Below are 15656 nucleotides of genomic sequence, written 5' to 3'. Positions count from 1 at the left end.
GTTTAAAACTTATTTTGGATTTCTTCTCATCTTGTTTGCTACCTAAGCAGCAAATCTTTATTACTTTATTTGAATGTCTAAAGAGCTGTCCGAGACTATATGTTCATGTTCAACATGTAAAGTCTTTTTTAACAATTAAAGAAAAAAATTCAATGTCGTTATTTGCAACGTTGTTTTTGTTTCGTTTGTTGTTTGGAACGAGGGGCATATTATGAAACCCGAATAACTTCGTCAATACTTTTTTTACTTTTTATTAACTTTTTTTTCATAAATTTTAATAACAATATTAAATACTTATAGATTATTAATCATACTTAATTTTAGCAGTAGGTTAAACTTCTACTAAAAACGTAAACACCTGAAATCTCGAAAGTTAATAAAAATAAAAAAGGCCACTCTCTGAGTGGCCTTCTATCATCGGTTACTATGTAAAAAATTTAACCTATTTTTTTAGAGGAAATCCGTTTTTTTCTAACGTCTCTATTACTTTATTAGAAGCTTCAGTAATGAACTCTCCAGATAAAGTAGTATTAGGATCTAAGAATTCACTTCTTACTGTTACAGACTTCTTATTATCTTGAACAAAGATATCTGCAATAGAAGTAGAAACAAGTTCTTTAATCTTAAGTTTTGAAAGACTATTTAAAATAGCACCTACTGCAACGTTAGTATCTACTTCTACAGTACAATCGAATGTTGAACCAGGAAACTTCGCTAATGGTTGATACTTAGTTTTGTCTTTCTGCTCACGTGATTCAAACGCGCTCATATTAATAAGTGCAATTGAAACATTGCCTTTAATCTTAAATTGCTTAAGAACTAGAGGATGAACAGAGAAGATTACACCATCCATCTTTCCTTGAATTCTAAAGTTATAAAATTCAAATGGATGAATACCTGCCCACTCTTCATCAATAGCATTACTCTTAAACTTAGGATTACGTTCATTTAACTGATAGTTAACATTACAACAATCAAGTAAGCGAGTAGTATCGTTTAAAAGATCCATGAATGGAGTTGCTTCTTTATCAAAGTAAAGCGCACCAAATACACTCTCCTCTTTTACAAAGTCTTTATCATTTGCGTGATATGTACGACCTAGTTCAAAGAATTTAAATGCAGATGAATTCTTTGCGTTTTGAGAAGCGGCCTCAAGAAAAGAAGGTGCTAATGATTCGCGCATAAGAGACGCATCTTTTGAAAGAGCGTTAATTAACTCTAATCCACCCTTGTGTTCGTATAGAGACTTCTTAAGAAGAGATGGCCCAATCATAGGGTATGTCATTACTTCAAATGCATTAGCATGATTCACCATAAAGTTTTTCATACGGCGGTGTAGCTTCTGAGCAGGACTTAACTTAACTGGAGCAATATCAAGCTTTGGTGAAACAGGAGCAATATTATCGAAACCAATAACACGTCCAATTTCTTCAACAAGACAAGATCCTGTTTCAATATCTTTAGTTGCACGATAACTTGGAATATGAGCAACAAAACTTTCAGCTGTTCCCTCAATATTAAAATCAAGACTATTGAAGATTCTCTTCATTTCATCAAAAGAAACTTCTTTACCAAGGGCCTTATTAATTTTAGCAGCACTTGATGGAATCGAAACTGGCTTAATCTCTAAAAGATTTGGCCCATCGTATTGCATATCACCTACGACTTTGGCTTCAGGGTTCTCTTTTAATACATACTCAAGAGTTCTTAATAGAGTTCTCTCAAGCATTAGAGAATCAAGAGTTTTTTCATATCGAGAAGAAGAGTCAGTTCTTAAACCTAGGCGAGTTGAAGTTTTTCTAACCTCTGCGGCCTTCCAGTTTGCAACTTCAATGAAAATTTTCGTTGTGTTTTCATCAACACCACTATTTAAACCACCCATAATCCCCGCAAGAACAAGAGGCTTTTCAGAGTCACCAATTACAGTATCGCCTGTAACTAATTTTCTGTTTTCTTCATCAAGAGTTGTGAACTCTGAATCTGACTTAAGAGCACTAATCACAACAGTGTCACCTTTGATCTTTTCGCGATCAAAGATATGCAGAGGAATACCAAGTTCAAGCATTACGTAATTTGAAATATCAACGATATTATTAATTGGACGAAGACCTACTGCTTGCAGTCGTCTTTTCATCCACGCAGGAGACTCTCCTACTTTAACATTGTCTACGCTAAGGCCAAAGTAACCAAGACAACTTGTGCCTTCTTCTACTTTAATTTTGATAGGAGCTGCATCAGTTGAAAACTTTGCTTTTAAATTAGCTGCCCAATCGACAGAGAATGGTTTTTGTAATTCATTATCAAAAATTGTCGCAAACTCGCGAGCAATTCCATAGTGACCCCAAAGATCTGGTCTATGAGTAAGAGACTTATTATCAACGTCTAATAAGATATCTTTTGTTTGATTGAAAAGAGTTAGCATATTTGTGCCAAGCTCTGGGTTATCAAACATTTTATCGAGCTCAATAATTCCGGCAGAATCTTCAGCGAAACCAAGCTCTTCTTCAGAACAAAGCATTCCTTCAGAGAGAACACCACGAATTTTTTTAGGCTCAAGTGTTAGGCCATTTGGTAGAGTGATTCCAAGTGGAGCATAAGCTGTGCGCATTCCGATTCTAACGTTTGCAGCACCACAAACAACTTGAAACTTATCCTTTCCGTTTGTGAAAGTAACAAGATTTAACTTATCAGCTTCAGGGTGCTTTTCTTTTTCTAGAACTTCAACAACAGTGATTGCTTCGAGGTGATCACCAACAGAAAGAACGTCTTCTACTTCAGCAGTTGCTAGAGTAAATTTTGATCCAATTTCATTTGCATCTAAGTCTGGAACTTTTACGAAGTCTTTAATCCAATCGATACTAATTAACATATATTATCCTTAAAACTTTTCTAATATTCTTTAAATTGTGAGTTAAAACGTAGATCACCTGACTGAAGGTGGCGGATATCATCGATTCCGTACTTCATCATAACAAGACGATCTAAACCAAGCCCAAATGCAAAACCATTATATTCTTCAGGATCAATTCCACCTGCTCTAAGAACATTTGGATGAACCATCCCACATGGAAGAAGCTCTACCCAACCAACTTGTTTACAAACAGAACACCCTTTTCCGCTACAAACTTGGCATTTGATATCTAGTTCAAAACCTGGCTCAACGAATGGGAAGTAACCAGGACGAAGCCTTACTTCGACATCTTTCTTAAAGATCTCAGTTAGAATTTCTTTCATGAAGTAAATTAGGTTTGATACAGAAATATCTTTTCCAACCATCATCCCTTCTAATTGTTGAAATACCATCTCGTGAGAAGCATCAGTTCTTTCACAACGAAATACTGTTCCAGGAGCAATGAAGCGGAATGGTGGCTTACGAGACATCATCCCACGTACTTGAATAGTTGAAGTGTGTGTACGTAAAAGATGTTTATTGCCTTCCGGAGATTTCTCATCTCTAAACCAGAAAGTATCTTGCATATCACGAGCTGGGTGATCACCAGGAATATTTAGGGCCTCAAAATTATAAAACTCTGTTTCAACATGTGGGCCATCTAAAACCTCAAATCCCATTGATAAGAAAATATCTTCAACCTCTTGTTGCACAAGAGTTCTTGGGTGAAGTCCGCCGTGATTATTATTCTTAGACTTAACTGCGTCAGTAAAAGTAATATCGATTTTATTCTTACTTAGCTTTTCATTAATTTCAGCAAGCTCAATCTCAGATAGCTTCTTTGCAACAAGCCCTTCAATATTTTGCTTAATCTCATTGGCAACTGGCCCAATTTCTTTTCTCTGCTCAGGAGTAGCATCCTTAAGCGACTTTAAAATTTCAGATACAGCGCCCTTCTTCCCTAAGTAACTAGACTTAAGTGAAAGTACATCTGGCTGTGCACTTAGTGTTTCAAGTTCTGTTTGAAACTTCCCATAAGCTTCATTTAGCTTATCAATCATAATCCCACCTATTTTCGACGATTTGTATACGTTCAATAATAACCTTGGGAGTTTTTCATGCGGTGTGCGAAAAAGCAAGACGTGGGGTGTTTAAAGTACCAATAAAAATGAGCGAAACCAATTGAACTTTGAAATGATCTCTTGGTGCTGATAGTCGGGGTATGTCCAAGAAAGACTTTGGTAAGTTTTACCTTGAAATTGATAGGTCAATTCAGCAAAAACTCCTTCTCCTAAATAGATACGATGAGAGTAAGGCTTGCCACTCGAAAGTAGGACCTGATCCAAGCAGATGAGCCCTGGATCAATATTAAAAGTCCTAGCGCTATCCAAGAGATATTGCTTTTCAAGTGCATCACAATATTTTTTGAGTTCAACTAATTTAGTTCTCTCAATAAGCTCAGGATAGAAGAAAAAGCATCTTTTGAGATTCTGCCCCATTTCTTTGCTGTAATAGTCTTTCATTGGAAAAAAATCGTGTGTGAATAGTATTGGATCAGAGTACTGTGGCCCAAGTAAATTAATGATTTCACTTGGACCAATCTTGTCCTCTTGATAAAGAACACTGAAGAAAGCGAGGGCACGAGTGGCCGGTTTTAAATCGCTCACTCTACTTCATTTTCTCTTTTAAAACATTGTAGTAATTGCTTAACTCTTCAAGATTAACTGTAGCTGTACCAACTTTTCCGACAACCACACCCGCTCCACAGTTAGCAATCCAAGCGGCTTCCTCAAGACTTGCTCCTGCTTCAAGGCAGGCAACAAGAAGAGAAATTGTTGTATCCCCTGCTCCAGAAACATCATAGACTTCGTTGGCAACAGTTGGGATCATGTGCAATTTACCATCACCAAGAGTGTCCAGCATGGCCATTCCACGAGCACCAAGAGTAATAATAATTTTTTCTAACTCCAGTTTATCAACTAGAATTTCAGCAATATCTTCAACCTGAAGCTCCCCTGCATATCCTAGTAGATTTGCCATAAGCTTTGCTTCAAGATGGTTTGGTTTAAGAAGTGAGACACCCTTATAATATAGCGGCGGAGTTGTGCGACTAGGGTCAACAGCAATTAAGCTCTTTGACTCTTTAAACTCACTAACTAAACGTGAAATTAAAGATTCAGTAAGCACTCCTTTAGAATAATCTTCAAGTATTAAAGCACCATGATTTTCTTTGAGTTCGTTAATACGACTTACTAACCTTTTTTCAACATCAGCATTAATAGGCTTCTTTGACTCATAATCAATACGACAAATTTGTTGATGATCTGTTACAATTCTTTCCTTGAAAACAGTTGGTCTTTCATCACAACGAACAACTCCCCAAGTTGAAAGCCCCGCTTCTTCAAGAAGATCTTCTAAAACATTTGCATTAGCATCATCACCCATAACACCACATAAAGTTGAGTTAACACCAAGAGTTTTTAAATTCTCCGAAACGTTTGCTGAAAGCCCTAGTTTTTGCCATTCTTTTTGAACTTCAAGAAGTGGAACAGGTGCTTCAGGTGAGATACGATTGACGACACCAGATGTGTATTTATCGATTCCCACGTCTCCCACAACGAGAATTGGTTTAATCGTGTTAAGATTTGTAATGATTGCATTAAAGCGTTCAGATGAAATTAATTTTGTCATAATATTTCCGTTATTTATTTAAAATTGATTTTGCAATTTCAATTACTCTGTCTTCTTCGATCTTTGCCATACAGTCATAGTATGGACAATCCATTCCGGCACACTTGTCAGACTCCCCACAAACTACGTTTGGAGTGACCGTCTTGATCTGCGCATCCCCTTTAGGTTTCCACCTAAGTGACGATTGGCTTTTAATAGGTGAAAAAATTCCAACTAAATCAACACCAAGAACAGCGGCCATATGTGTGGCCCCAGAGTTAGGTCCTATAAAAAGTGTAGCGTGTTTTAGAATATTTAGAAAGTTAACAATGCCACGTCTTTTGCCATTAAAGTAATAGATATTCTGATCATCATAATCTCTAAGCTCTTCCCTAACAGGATTTACGTAGCGTAGATCTGAAGGAATATGAGAAATGATAAAATTAAAACGATTAGGATAAATACCATTTATACGCTTTATGAAAGTAGCAATATTCTTGGCCGGCCATGACAAATTATCATTAGAAACTCCAGGATGAACAAAGACCATTTCTTTTTCTGGATCAAGACCTTCTCCCTTAATTAACTCTTTAAATGAATTAAAATCATTCTCATTAACAGTAAAGTTGAACTCAGGGATGAATTCTCGATGTTCTATATTAGTAAAATTATCAAGATCACGAAGTAGCTCTATATTATAGAAAGTTTCATGCCCTTCCACTTCAGAGCGAATTTGTCGAACTCCACGATTTAAAGTGAAATTGGCCTGCCACTTGGCAAGGTGTCCGCCACGGAAAGGAACTTTCTTTAGCCAGGCCACAAAGTTTGGTGTTTGTGATCCACCTGCATAGAGATAGACATCTGGCTTAAACTCATTAAAAACCTGAAGTGCTTTTTTTACTTTAAATGGGTATGACCTCTTCTTATCAAGAACGTAAACTTTGTCGATATAAGGGTGGTCTTTATAGAGAATGACAGAAGTTGGAGATGTGATTATAGCAACAGTCGCATTCGGATCCATTTCTTTTATGGCCTGGGCCATTGGCATCGTTAAGATATTTTGACCAATGGCATCTGTGCGACTGATTAAATATTTCACAACGCTATACCAACCTCTTTAGCGCGAATTTGTACGTTTTCTTTTAGAGTCGAAATAACCTTATCAATGGCCATCTCACTAGTATCAACAAGAGTAGCATCATCCGCTTTTACAAGTGGAGCAACTTCTCTACCCATGTCTTTATCATCACGCTTTTTCACATCACGCTTTAGTTGTTCAAGATCAATATCGTGCTGACCTTTCTCAATTAATTGGTCAAATCTTCTTTGAGCACGAATATCGATTGAAGCAGTAACAAAGAACTTAATGAATGCATTTGGAAAAACAACTGATCCAATATCACGCCCTTCCATAACACATACTTTTTCATCTGCAATATAGCGTTGAAAATCTAAAAGCATTGTCCTTACAACAGGAATTTGAGAAATGATTGAAGCAAGTTTTGAAACATGGTGCTCTCTAATTTTTTGAGATAAATCAACACCATCCACTTTTACAAGTGCATCAGCTTGTCCGTATTCAAGTTTAATATCTTTTAAGAATGATTCTACCGCACCATGATTATGAAGATCGACTCCCTTCTCATTTGCAGCAAAGGCTAAAGCGCGAAACATAGCTCCAGTGTCGATATATAGAATACCTAACTCCTTGGCCAACAACTTAGCTACTGTTGATTTTCCGCTCCCACTTGGGCCATCAATTGCAATAACTGATGAATATGTCATACAACTTCCTTATTCATGTAATTTATAAGGAACGAATATAGCAATTTTTAATAGCTATTTGAAGTTGAAAAGATGACTCAATGAATTACGAGTTTTTCGCTAAGCGTGATTTAGAAATTTCTTTCTTAGCAATTTTTTCATCAGAACTAGGAACAAGATCCATCCCTAGGTAGTAATCAAGATCGAATTGGTGGTTATTCTTATGAAGAATTGACTCAACGCCAAGTGAACGTGAACGTTTATTTAAAGTCTCAACAGCGGCCAGAAGTTTTTTATAATTCTTCTTCACCTTGTCATAATAAACATTCTTTGTTCCAACTGGACGATTAAAACGCAGACGCTGCCTCACAAAGCCTGGCCCCATATTATAGGCAACCGTCGCATAGCGATAAAGACCAAATCTCTTATAAAGACGACTAAGATAATAGACACCTAATTCCATATTTACGTGAGGAACACGAAGAATCTCAATAATATCTTCTTGATTGAGGGATCTCTTTAAAAGCTTATGCAAAAAAACCCCTGTTTTAGGCATGATCTGCATTAGGCCTTGGGCCTTCACATAACTTTGTGCAGTTGGATTGAAATGACTTTCAGTCCAAGCAATAGAGATAACCCATAATGGATCAAGTTGTCTTTGTTCAGCAAAATGTAGAAGTGAAGAAATATACTTCTCTGCTCTTACGTTTATTGGATGCTCCATATGAGCAATCAAAGTATCCTCAAGCGTCTTTTTATCAATTGATGAAAGAAAGCCTAGATGCAAGCTTTTAAAGAATGGATTCGTTTCTTTAAAGTTATAACTATTATAAGGAGTGAAATTTTGATTTTTTGAATTAATTGATGAAAGGATCCCAAGATCGCGGAAGTTTGTGCTTGTCGGTGTCCATAAAAAGTCGAAAGAAAGCACGACTGCAAAGGCACAAAGTCCTAGCGTGAACCATGATTTTGTATTCGTACAAAAAGTACTAAAATGTTCAAGATGCGAGCTATATCGCTCACTCGGTGCTTTCATATGAAGGTCTTTTACCGCTATTGAACCTACTCGTCTAGTTAAAATAAAATTATAATGCGAAGCGCAAGAAATAATTTCAAAAACATTCATTTAATTACAGGATTTTGGGAGGTTATCCTTTAATTTTTAAATATTTCACGCATAATAGATATATAAATTTGAGGAGTAAGAATGACAGATATTGGATTTAACCGATTAAAAGATGAATCATCAACATACCTAAAACAACACAAAGACAATCCAGTTCACTGGTTCCCATGGGGTCCGGAGGCTCTTGCACGTGCAACTGAAGAAAATAAACCGATCTTTCTATCAATTGGATACAGCTCTTGTCACTGGTGTCACGTAATGGCCGAAGAATCATTTTGTGATGAAGAAACTGCAAAGTATCTCAATGAAAACTTTATCAATATCAAAGTTGATAGAGAGGAGCACCCAGATATTGATAATTACTATCAGCAAGCCTGCCAATTATTCACTAATGGTGGAGGCTGGCCTCTTAGTGCCTTCCTACTTCCAAACCTAAGGCCATTTTTTGTTGGAACGTATTTTCCAAAAGAGGCCAAAGCTAAAGCAACTCCATTTATGGAAGTTTTAACTGAACTAGTGAGAGCATATAAAGAAGATAATGCTACCGTTACTGAAAATGCGAACAAAGCATTTGATGCAATTGAGAAAGGCTTTATCTCACCAGAAAATGTTGACTTCCAGGGACACTTTCCACATCCAAACTCAGTTCTTGATGTTCTAGACAAATTCAAAGATCAGGAAAACGGTGGCTTTGGTGAAGCACCTAAGTTTCCACAATTAGCTTTCTATGAGTGGGCCATCGAACAAATGCTTGAAGGTGTTGTAAAAAAAGAACATGGTGAACACATTATTAAGTCAATTGAAAGAATGTTAATGGGTGGTGTTTACGATCAAGTACGTGGTGGACTACACCGTTACAGTACAGATAATAAGTGGACTGTGCCACACTTTGAGAAAATGCTTTATGATCAAGCTGGTCTCCTAAAGCTTCTTGCAAAGACAAGTATGCTCTACCCATCACCTTTAGTATTTGATGGAATTTTTAATACACTTGAATACCTAAAAACAGAAATGCTTAATGAAGAAGAAAACTTTTTCTTCTCTGCTCAAGATGCAGATAGTGAAGGTGTTGAAGGTCTATACTTCACATATACTGAGCAAGAGTTTGAAGATGCTCTAGGGCGCTTTGATACTGAAGATGAGTCATTAACAAAGAATCTAGACAAGCTAAAAGAATGGTTTGGAGTTACACAAAAAGGTAATTTTGATTCTGGGCTTAATGTTCTTACGATTAATCATGATAAGGCGAAAGATATTTTCACAACTGAGTCTTGGGAGCTCATTAGAAATGCTAAAAAAGCACTTCTTAATGAAAGAAAGCTTCGTATTCCACCAATGACTGATAATAAAGGGATAGCAAGTTGGAATTTCCACATGATCACTGCCCTATCAGATGTTATGCAATACACTCAGGTTCCAGCAATTAGAAATGCAGCTAGTATGTTATTTAACCGTGTTGTCGAAGGAACATATAAGAAGTTTCTAGAGACGACTCCAAATGGAATGCGTCTTCGTCACACAACAACTCGTCCAGTTGGTGCATCTCTTCTTGAAGACTATGTTCTTTTTGCAGAAGCACAACTTAGAATATACGAGCTAAGTGGAAACCCTGTCTTTAAAGCAAACCTAAAAGACACGTTAGGCTTTATCTTAAAAGAATTCTTAGTGGACGGCCGTCTTAAAACACGTGCTCTAAGAGACAACGATGCGGAACTTTATCCAAATCAAAACTACACAAGCTTTGACCAGTCATTCAAGTCACCTGTTTCAACTCTTATTAAATTAGTAAGACGTGCAAGTGTTTTATTTGGTGACATTGATATGCTTGAAGAAATCAAGCCTCTAATGGAAAACACGACTCAAGATGTTCTAAAAAATCCTGCGGGATCTGGTGAAGGTCTAAGAGCACTCAGCTATCCAGCAAATGCTTACAAAGTGATCAAGTGCCCAAAAGAGTGGCTTCAAAACCAAGAGTTCGCTGGCTTTATTTGCTACTTCCTTCCAAGGTTTGTTTTTGACTTCCAAGAAGACAAGGGACAAAGATGGGAAATCTGTGGTGCAAATGAATGCGAAATGACTGGAGAAGGTTTAGATAATTTCATTGAGACTTTAAAACCAAATCACGTACAGGGCGAAGTTAATGAGTAACACTCAAGGAAAGCCACTTGCCGGAAAAACAATTATAGATTTTTCACATCGACTACCAGGGCCTTTAGCAGGAAAACTTCTTGCGGGCCTTGGTGCAAATGTCATTAAAATTGAAGATTCAAAGTTTAAAGACCCATTCATATATGGACTATTCGCTGAAATGGATAACTCATTTCCAAAATGGTACGAAGAATTAAATGAGTGTAAAACAGTCAAACGCTTCGATTTTAAAAGTGAAGAAGATATTAAAGAGATTCAAAAGTTAGTATTTGAAGCAGATGGAATTATTATGGGAATTCCTGGCAAGATTCAAGATAAGCTTGGAATTTCGATTAAAACAATCGAAAATACTGTTAAGAACTCTTATGGAATTGTTATCCCAAAGGCATCAAAAGAGCATATGAATCATATGCACGATTTAAATGCTCTAGCAATGACGGGACTTCTAAGTCTACACCTAAGAAATATCAATTCAATTGAAGATGTGGCCCCTCCATTCTTGCCACTAGCAGGTATTAATTTTGGTCAGAAAATGGCCTTTGATCTACTAGGAGCAATGTTTAAGGCACAAGAGACTAAAGATGTTCAAATCATTGAGTCTTATCTATATGAATCAACTCAAGAAGTTTTTGATGCTTTCTGGCCAAAATCAATTCGAGAAACTGATCATAAGTTCTTACACAACGGACTTTACCCTTGTTACAATATCTATCAAACAAGTGACCGTGAATTTGTCGTCATGGCATGTGTTGAAGAAAAATTTTGGCAATCTTTTAAAGAAGCATTTAAGTTTGATTCAACAGATGATGAAAGATTTGAAATAAGTGGAGAAATCCATAAGAGGCTAAAAGATCTCTTCTATTCAATGACTGCCCAGGATGTTCGCAACACCCTAGGCGATCTTGATATTTGTATTAACGTAATAAAATAATACTGATACCGATTAAAGCAATAAGAATAACGCTGGTACCGAAAAAACGATAAAATGAAGTACCAGCACTTTTTGTAAGTCCAATAAAGTGAGATACTCTTGAGATAATAAGTGCTGAAAGAAGTACATGAATTCCTGTCATAGAGATCATCTGTTTTTCGATAGCAAAATAAGTTAATAAAAGAATAAAAGGAATATACTCCGAGAAGTTTCCATGAATTCTGATGGCCTTGTTCATATCAGACACCTTTCCATGTCCTAGACCTACACGATGTTTCCAGCGATTACGTATTACATTTAGTGTAACACCGACATAAAGCAATCCTAGAACACCACAATAGCGAAAAAAGATTTCCATTTCCATATCAACTCCTTATCTTTGGCAGAATTAGTCTAAATTATGACTCAGAAAGCAGTTGATCGGCAAGCTCCTCTTCTCTTAATGCCTCATAAAATCTCTTTGTAATATCTGTAACAAAAGCCTTCTCATAAACTGTTTCAAGTACGTAGGCCTTAACCGTGGCCTTCACTCCAATACCGTGCTCAAATTTTTCCGTCGACACTATAACTTTTAAAGGCTTCTTTAAATAAGCGTAACGAGAAGTTGATGTAACTTCTTCCAGTAGTGATATCATACGTGAAATATCGCAATTATTTTTAAAATAAAAATAGCTACAAACCAGCATATCTCGTTGTCCCGAATTAGCTGAAGCGACATTTTCACTAAGAAATAAATTATTGGGAATTGTTACTGTCGAATCATCAAGAGTTTGAATACGTACAGAACGTAGTCCGATTTGGATGATATCACCATAGTTATCGCGAAATTGGATTCGATCCCCTACCTGAAATGGCTTATCAAAAATTAAAATAATACCGGCAATAATAGAAGAAATAAGGTCTTTGAGTGAAAAGCCAATAGCCACTGCACCTGACCCAATAAATGCATAAATCATTTCTTGGCTTGGGTTTAGGGTTACGTAAAGTAACCAAAAAGTACCAAAGATATAAATCATGTGAGTGATGATTGTATTTAATTGAAGTATTGATAAGCGATAAAACGGAATCTTAATTGCTAAATACTGTAGGGACCAAGAGACGATTCTTACAATAATGAAAAGAGTTAGAAAACCCATGACAAGACTTAGAATCATTTCAGGATTAACAGAATCAAAAATACTGGCCATTTTTTGCGTTTTAGCAATTGTATCAGTTACTGTTTCATTCATAGATAAAATTCCTCTTGCGTAAGATTGTTTTGATGTCCACTAACCAATCTTTTCTAATGTGAAAGTAATCCCCATCCTTACTTAGGATTCCCTTCCCAAAGCCTGTTTTGAGAGCATAGGTAACAACTTTTTCACTAAGGTCTGTTGTCGCCACAATCTCAGAAAAGCTAAGGTGCTCATGAGATAGGATGCTTGAAAAAACAAATAGTGATTCATCAGTCAAGATTTCAACTTCATGAATTGGACGACGTTGTGGGAGGTGCAGCTCAATTGTTTTGTCATTTACGTGAGAAATCGACTTAAGCCACGTGTTAACTGCTGCCTGAGGATTTCCACCAGTTTGTTTTGCTAAGATTCTAAAGTAAATATCCAGAGCATTTTCAATTGATCTTTCTGCTCCAAAGTGCGACATAATTTCAAAAAGCTCTTCGTTAAATCTGATCTCAAGACCTGTTGGTTCATGTCTTTTTAAAATCAATTGCATAAGCTCTTCTTTACTCCATGGCCTTATATGGATGGTATCTGAAGACAATTCATACTTATTATAAATATGCTTAATTAAATTTAGTGAATTACTATTCCACACAGTAAACCAAAAGACATTTTTAGAAGAACTATTAATGACTTTAAAAAAGGCGTCAAATGCCTTAAAACCATTAAATTTCGATAAAAAGAGATTATGTGCATTTTTAATGATAACGAACTTTTTTTCTTCTTCATCACCATTACCAACAAAGTTTTCAAGTCTTTTTAAAAGAACAGATTCTTCAACAATTTTTTCATTAATATCCAATTTGAAAGATGTTACTGAAGAATATCGTTTTAAGATTTTATCCAAGACATGATTCTTTCCACTTCCCGACTCTCCAGAAAATGCCAAATGATATGAACTACTTGTTCCATTAAGCCAACTATCAATACGCTCATAGGCCATCACAGCAGGATCTGGCTTTCTGACAATTTCAGTATCACTTTCTCTTTTAAATATATCAAGATAGGTGCCAGGTACTTCATACTCTGTGAAGACCTCATCTCTTAGACTTTCTAGATGCTGTTCTAAAATGCCTGAAAGTAAGTTCTTTGACCACTCCTTGTCGTTATTTGCCAAGAAGAACATTAAGTAAAATGAATATAGAAGTGTGTAGATGTATAAGAAAACTGGCAAGATATATCTAATGACAAGATTAGAAATATGCTTTTGAGTGAGTAACATTGAAGGCGGTACAATTTTAGGTAGAATCAATTGCGCATAGTTCTCATAGCGAAGTAGGATCGCTGTATAAATAACAAAGAATAGAATCGTGATAATATTGTGACCAAGAAAGCCGGAAAATAAATTATATAAGAGAATATAGAAGAAAGTTGTTATTGTAATAATATAGCGAAGTTTCTTGCTGTCCTTAACAAAATCCTTATTTACTCTCTTAAAATAAACTTGAAAATTAAAACGTAAGAAACTGTGAAAGTAACCGATATTAATATAGAGTACGTAGAGAACAAGTATATTTCTGAAGACGTGTAAAAAAAGTTGAAAGTCCTCTCGTTGAAACTTCAAAAGATAAAGATTAAAAACATCAAGAGCGCTAAAGGCGAATAGATAGTAAAGATTAAAGTCAAAGAAACGAAAGACAAACTTTCTGGCCTGTATCTGATTCTCACTTCTCTTTAACAGATATGTTCTTGCTAAAAAGAACATAACTCGAGCGATTATTATTATCGCTAGAAAGATAAAAAAAGAGCGCATTGGCCACGCTAATATGAACTCATCAATATGAGCAATAAGCTTAGAAAACTCTTGATTTAGAAAATGGAAGAAATCGGCCACGGCCTTTTGGATTTTTATTATACTAAACTTCATATATCTATTATAAAGATAACGTAACTATTTCCCATAATTATTGTTGTCACAATAGTAAAAAAAACTAAATTCTAAAGTTTAATACTCAATTAATAAGCTTATATTTCTTTATTGTGACAAAATTTCATTTATTTGGTATAAATTCCCTCTATGATTGTAAAAAGAATCCATTTGAAAGATACATATAAAATTCGACGCTCAGTTCTAGGTATAGATGGCAATGAATCTAGTTATAAATTTGTTGCTGATGACGAGTCCGATACTTTTCACTTAGGTGCTTTCGTCGAAAATAATCTCGTATCTGTGGCATCTTTTTATTTTAATCCAAACCCAAAGTTTAATATTGATAATCAATATCAATTACAAGGTATGGCAACACTTGAAAGTTATCGAAAACAAGGATTTTCAAGAGAGCTACTTAATGTCGCCTTCCCAATTATTAAGCAAAACTTTTGTAACCTTATTTGGTGCAATGCTCGTATCGAAGCAAGAGCTTTCTACGAAAAGCTAGGTTTTGAAAGCTTTGAAGACGAATTTGAAATTGAGGGAATCGGACGACATATCCTAATGTATCGTGAGATTAATTAATTTTTACAATAAGAATCAATACGCGACTTAAGCATAAGCTCAGACTGAATCTTGAAGCATTCCCTTTGGCCTTTAGTCTTTTGTATAAACATACATTTCATATCTTTACGACGCTCACAATTTTGCATGGAAAGATCATTCACACAGGCGTAGTGCCTACGATCCTTACCACAAAGATAGATAAGATTTGAACCTTTAAAAAGTCCATCACCAATACTGGACTCCGTATTGTATTTACGAAAGTCTTCTGCTTCTTTTCGCTCTTTTAGCTGCTTTTTTTGAAATTCTTCAATTGGAGTCATACCATCGTCGGCAATAGTGTCTCCAATTGGCGCTACTACGATTAACACTGAGCTAAATATAATCATTAGAAGTCTAGTAGAAATGAACATATGAAATTACTTTTCCTAAACAATTAGTAAATTATTTATTATAATATGATGATAACATAC

At 35.7% G+C, this 15656-nt stretch carries 14 protein-coding genes; 3 read left to right on the top strand and 11 right to left on the bottom strand.

Annotated features, from left to right (window positions below):
• Positions 1-442: 442 nt before the first annotated feature.
• From pheT to ACMAYX_RS15520, 7 genes are all read right to left on the bottom strand, one after another.
• The gene (pheT, locus tag ACMAYX_RS15550) at positions 443-2869 is read right to left on the bottom strand and encodes a phenylalanine--tRNA ligase subunit beta (RefSeq protein WP_412472139.1); all 2427 of its coding nucleotides are present in this window, start codon (positions 2867-2869) and stop codon (positions 443-445) included.
• Positions 2870-2889: 20 nt separating this feature from the next.
• Positions 2890-3951 (bottom strand): phenylalanine--tRNA ligase subunit alpha, encoded by a 1062-nt coding sequence (gene pheS, locus ACMAYX_RS15545; protein ID WP_103219012.1) that lies wholly within the window; start codon positions 3949-3951, stop codon positions 2890-2892.
• A gap of 90 nt (positions 3952-4041) precedes the next feature.
• On the bottom strand, positions 4042-4557 hold the full coding sequence (locus ACMAYX_RS15540) for a DUF4416 family protein (RefSeq protein ID WP_103219013.1): 516 nt from the start codon (positions 4555-4557) through the stop codon (positions 4042-4044).
• A gap of 1 nt (position 4558) precedes the next feature.
• Positions 4559-5581: a bifunctional heptose 7-phosphate kinase/heptose 1-phosphate adenyltransferase gene (locus tag ACMAYX_RS15535; protein ID WP_392992286.1), complete on the bottom strand. Its 1023-nt coding sequence runs from the start codon at positions 5579-5581 to the stop codon at positions 4559-4561.
• Between the two features lie 10 nt (positions 5582-5591).
• Positions 5592-6659 (bottom strand): glycosyltransferase family 9 protein, encoded by a 1068-nt coding sequence (locus ACMAYX_RS15530; protein ID WP_103219015.1) that lies wholly within the window; start codon positions 6657-6659, stop codon positions 5592-5594.
• On the bottom strand, positions 6656-7345 hold the full coding sequence (gene cmk, locus ACMAYX_RS15525) for a (d)CMP kinase (protein WP_103219016.1): 690 nt from the start codon (positions 7343-7345) through the stop codon (positions 6656-6658). Before cmk ends, ACMAYX_RS15530 begins: the two co-directional genes overlap by 4 nt.
• A gap of 85 nt (positions 7346-7430) precedes the next feature.
• Positions 7431-8360 carry a lytic transglycosylase domain-containing protein gene (locus ACMAYX_RS15520; protein WP_158246939.1) on the bottom strand — a complete coding sequence of 310 codons (930 nt, stop codon included), beginning with the start codon at positions 8358-8360 and terminating at the stop codon, positions 7431-7433.
• A gap of 171 nt (positions 8361-8531) precedes the next feature.
• On the opposite strand from ACMAYX_RS15520, the gene ACMAYX_RS15515 reads away from it, so the two are divergent.
• Both ACMAYX_RS15515 and ACMAYX_RS15510 read left to right on the top strand, forming a co-directional pair.
• Entirely contained in the window at positions 8532-10598 is a 2067-nt protein-coding gene (locus ACMAYX_RS15515; protein WP_103219018.1) for a thioredoxin domain-containing protein, read from the top strand.
• Positions 10591-11529 (top strand): CoA transferase, encoded by a 939-nt coding sequence (locus ACMAYX_RS15510; RefSeq protein WP_412472138.1) that lies wholly within the window; start codon positions 10591-10593, stop codon positions 11527-11529. Before ACMAYX_RS15515 ends, ACMAYX_RS15510 begins: the two co-directional genes overlap by 8 nt.
• Here the strand turns inward: ACMAYX_RS15510 and ACMAYX_RS15505 are convergent.
• Genes ACMAYX_RS15505 through ACMAYX_RS15495 form a run of 3 tightly spaced genes read right to left on the bottom strand, consistent with a single transcriptional unit; the run spans position 11513 to position 14616 of the window.
• Positions 11513-11893: an MAPEG family protein gene (locus tag ACMAYX_RS15505; RefSeq protein WP_103219020.1), complete on the bottom strand. Its 381-nt coding sequence runs from the start codon at positions 11891-11893 to the stop codon at positions 11513-11515. The two genes, ACMAYX_RS15510 and ACMAYX_RS15505, sit on opposite strands and share 17 nt — an antisense overlap.
• A gap of 34 nt (positions 11894-11927) precedes the next feature.
• Positions 11928-12758, bottom strand: a complete 831-nt coding sequence (locus tag ACMAYX_RS15500; protein WP_103219021.1) for a mechanosensitive ion channel family protein — start codon at positions 12756-12758, stop codon at positions 11928-11930.
• Positions 12751-14616, bottom strand: a complete 1866-nt coding sequence (locus ACMAYX_RS15495; protein ID WP_412472137.1) for a hypothetical protein — start codon at positions 14614-14616, stop codon at positions 12751-12753. The genes ACMAYX_RS15500 and ACMAYX_RS15495 overlap by 8 nt, the downstream gene beginning before the upstream one ends.
• Positions 14617-14766: 150 nt before the next feature.
• Between ACMAYX_RS15495 and ACMAYX_RS15490 the strand changes: the two genes are divergently transcribed.
• Entirely contained in the window at positions 14767-15204 is a 438-nt protein-coding gene (locus ACMAYX_RS15490) for a GNAT family N-acetyltransferase (RefSeq protein WP_392992295.1), read from the top strand.
• On the opposite strand, the gene ACMAYX_RS15485 is transcribed toward ACMAYX_RS15490, so the two are convergent.
• Positions 15201-15596 carry a hypothetical protein gene (locus ACMAYX_RS15485; RefSeq protein ID WP_103219024.1) on the bottom strand — a complete coding sequence of 132 codons (396 nt, stop codon included), beginning with the start codon at positions 15594-15596 and terminating at the stop codon, positions 15201-15203. The genes ACMAYX_RS15490 and ACMAYX_RS15485 overlap by 4 nt on opposite strands.
• Positions 15597-15656 lie beyond the last annotated feature (60 nt).

The organism is Halobacteriovorax sp. RT-2-3 (assembly GCF_047085075.1).
GTDB lineage: Bacteria > Bdellovibrionota > Bacteriovoracia > Bacteriovoracales > Bacteriovoracaceae > Halobacteriovorax_A.
The sequence above is the reverse complement of the archived record's forward strand: the minus strand, read 5'-3'. Positions and strand labels throughout refer to the sequence as shown.

What these genes read in the sequence shown, in the direction of transcription:
- pheT (WP_412472139.1), bottom strand. Translation starts at nt 2,869, where the DNA reads ATGTTAATTAGTATCGATTGGATTAAAGACTTCGTAAAAGTTCCAGAC.
- pheS (WP_103219012.1), bottom strand. Translation starts at nt 3,951, where the DNA reads ATGATTGATAAGCTAAATGAAGCTTATGGGAAGTTTCAAACAGAACTT.
- ACMAYX_RS15535 (WP_392992286.1), bottom strand. Translation starts at nt 5,581, where the DNA reads ATGACAAAATTAATTTCATCTGAACGCTTTAATGCAATCATTACAAAT.
- cmk (WP_103219016.1), bottom strand. Translation starts at nt 7,345, where the DNA reads ATGACATATTCATCAGTTATTGCAATTGATGGCCCAAGTGGGAGCGGA.
- ACMAYX_RS15520 (WP_158246939.1), bottom strand. Translation starts at nt 8,360, where the DNA reads ATGAAAGCACCGAGTGAGCGATATAGCTCGCATCTTGAACATTTTAGT.
- ACMAYX_RS15515 (WP_103219018.1), top strand. Translation starts at nt 8,532, where the DNA reads ATGACAGATATTGGATTTAACCGATTAAAAGATGAATCATCAACATAC.
- ACMAYX_RS15510 (WP_412472138.1), top strand. Translation starts at nt 10,591, where the DNA reads ATGAGTAACACTCAAGGAAAGCCACTTGCCGGAAAAACAATTATAGAT.
- ACMAYX_RS15505 (WP_103219020.1), bottom strand. Translation starts at nt 11,893, where the DNA reads ATGGAAATGGAAATCTTTTTTCGCTATTGTGGTGTTCTAGGATTGCTT.
- ACMAYX_RS15500 (WP_103219021.1), bottom strand. Translation starts at nt 12,758, where the DNA reads ATGAATGAAACAGTAACTGATACAATTGCTAAAACGCAAAAAATGGCC.
- ACMAYX_RS15495 (WP_412472137.1), bottom strand. Translation starts at nt 14,616, where the DNA reads ATGAAGTTTAGTATAATAAAAATCCAAAAGGCCGTGGCCGATTTCTTC.
- ACMAYX_RS15490 (WP_392992295.1), top strand. Translation starts at nt 14,767, where the DNA reads ATGATTGTAAAAAGAATCCATTTGAAAGATACATATAAAATTCGACGC.
- ACMAYX_RS15485 (WP_103219024.1), bottom strand. Translation starts at nt 15,596, where the DNA reads ATGTTCATTTCTACTAGACTTCTAATGATTATATTTAGCTCAGTGTTA.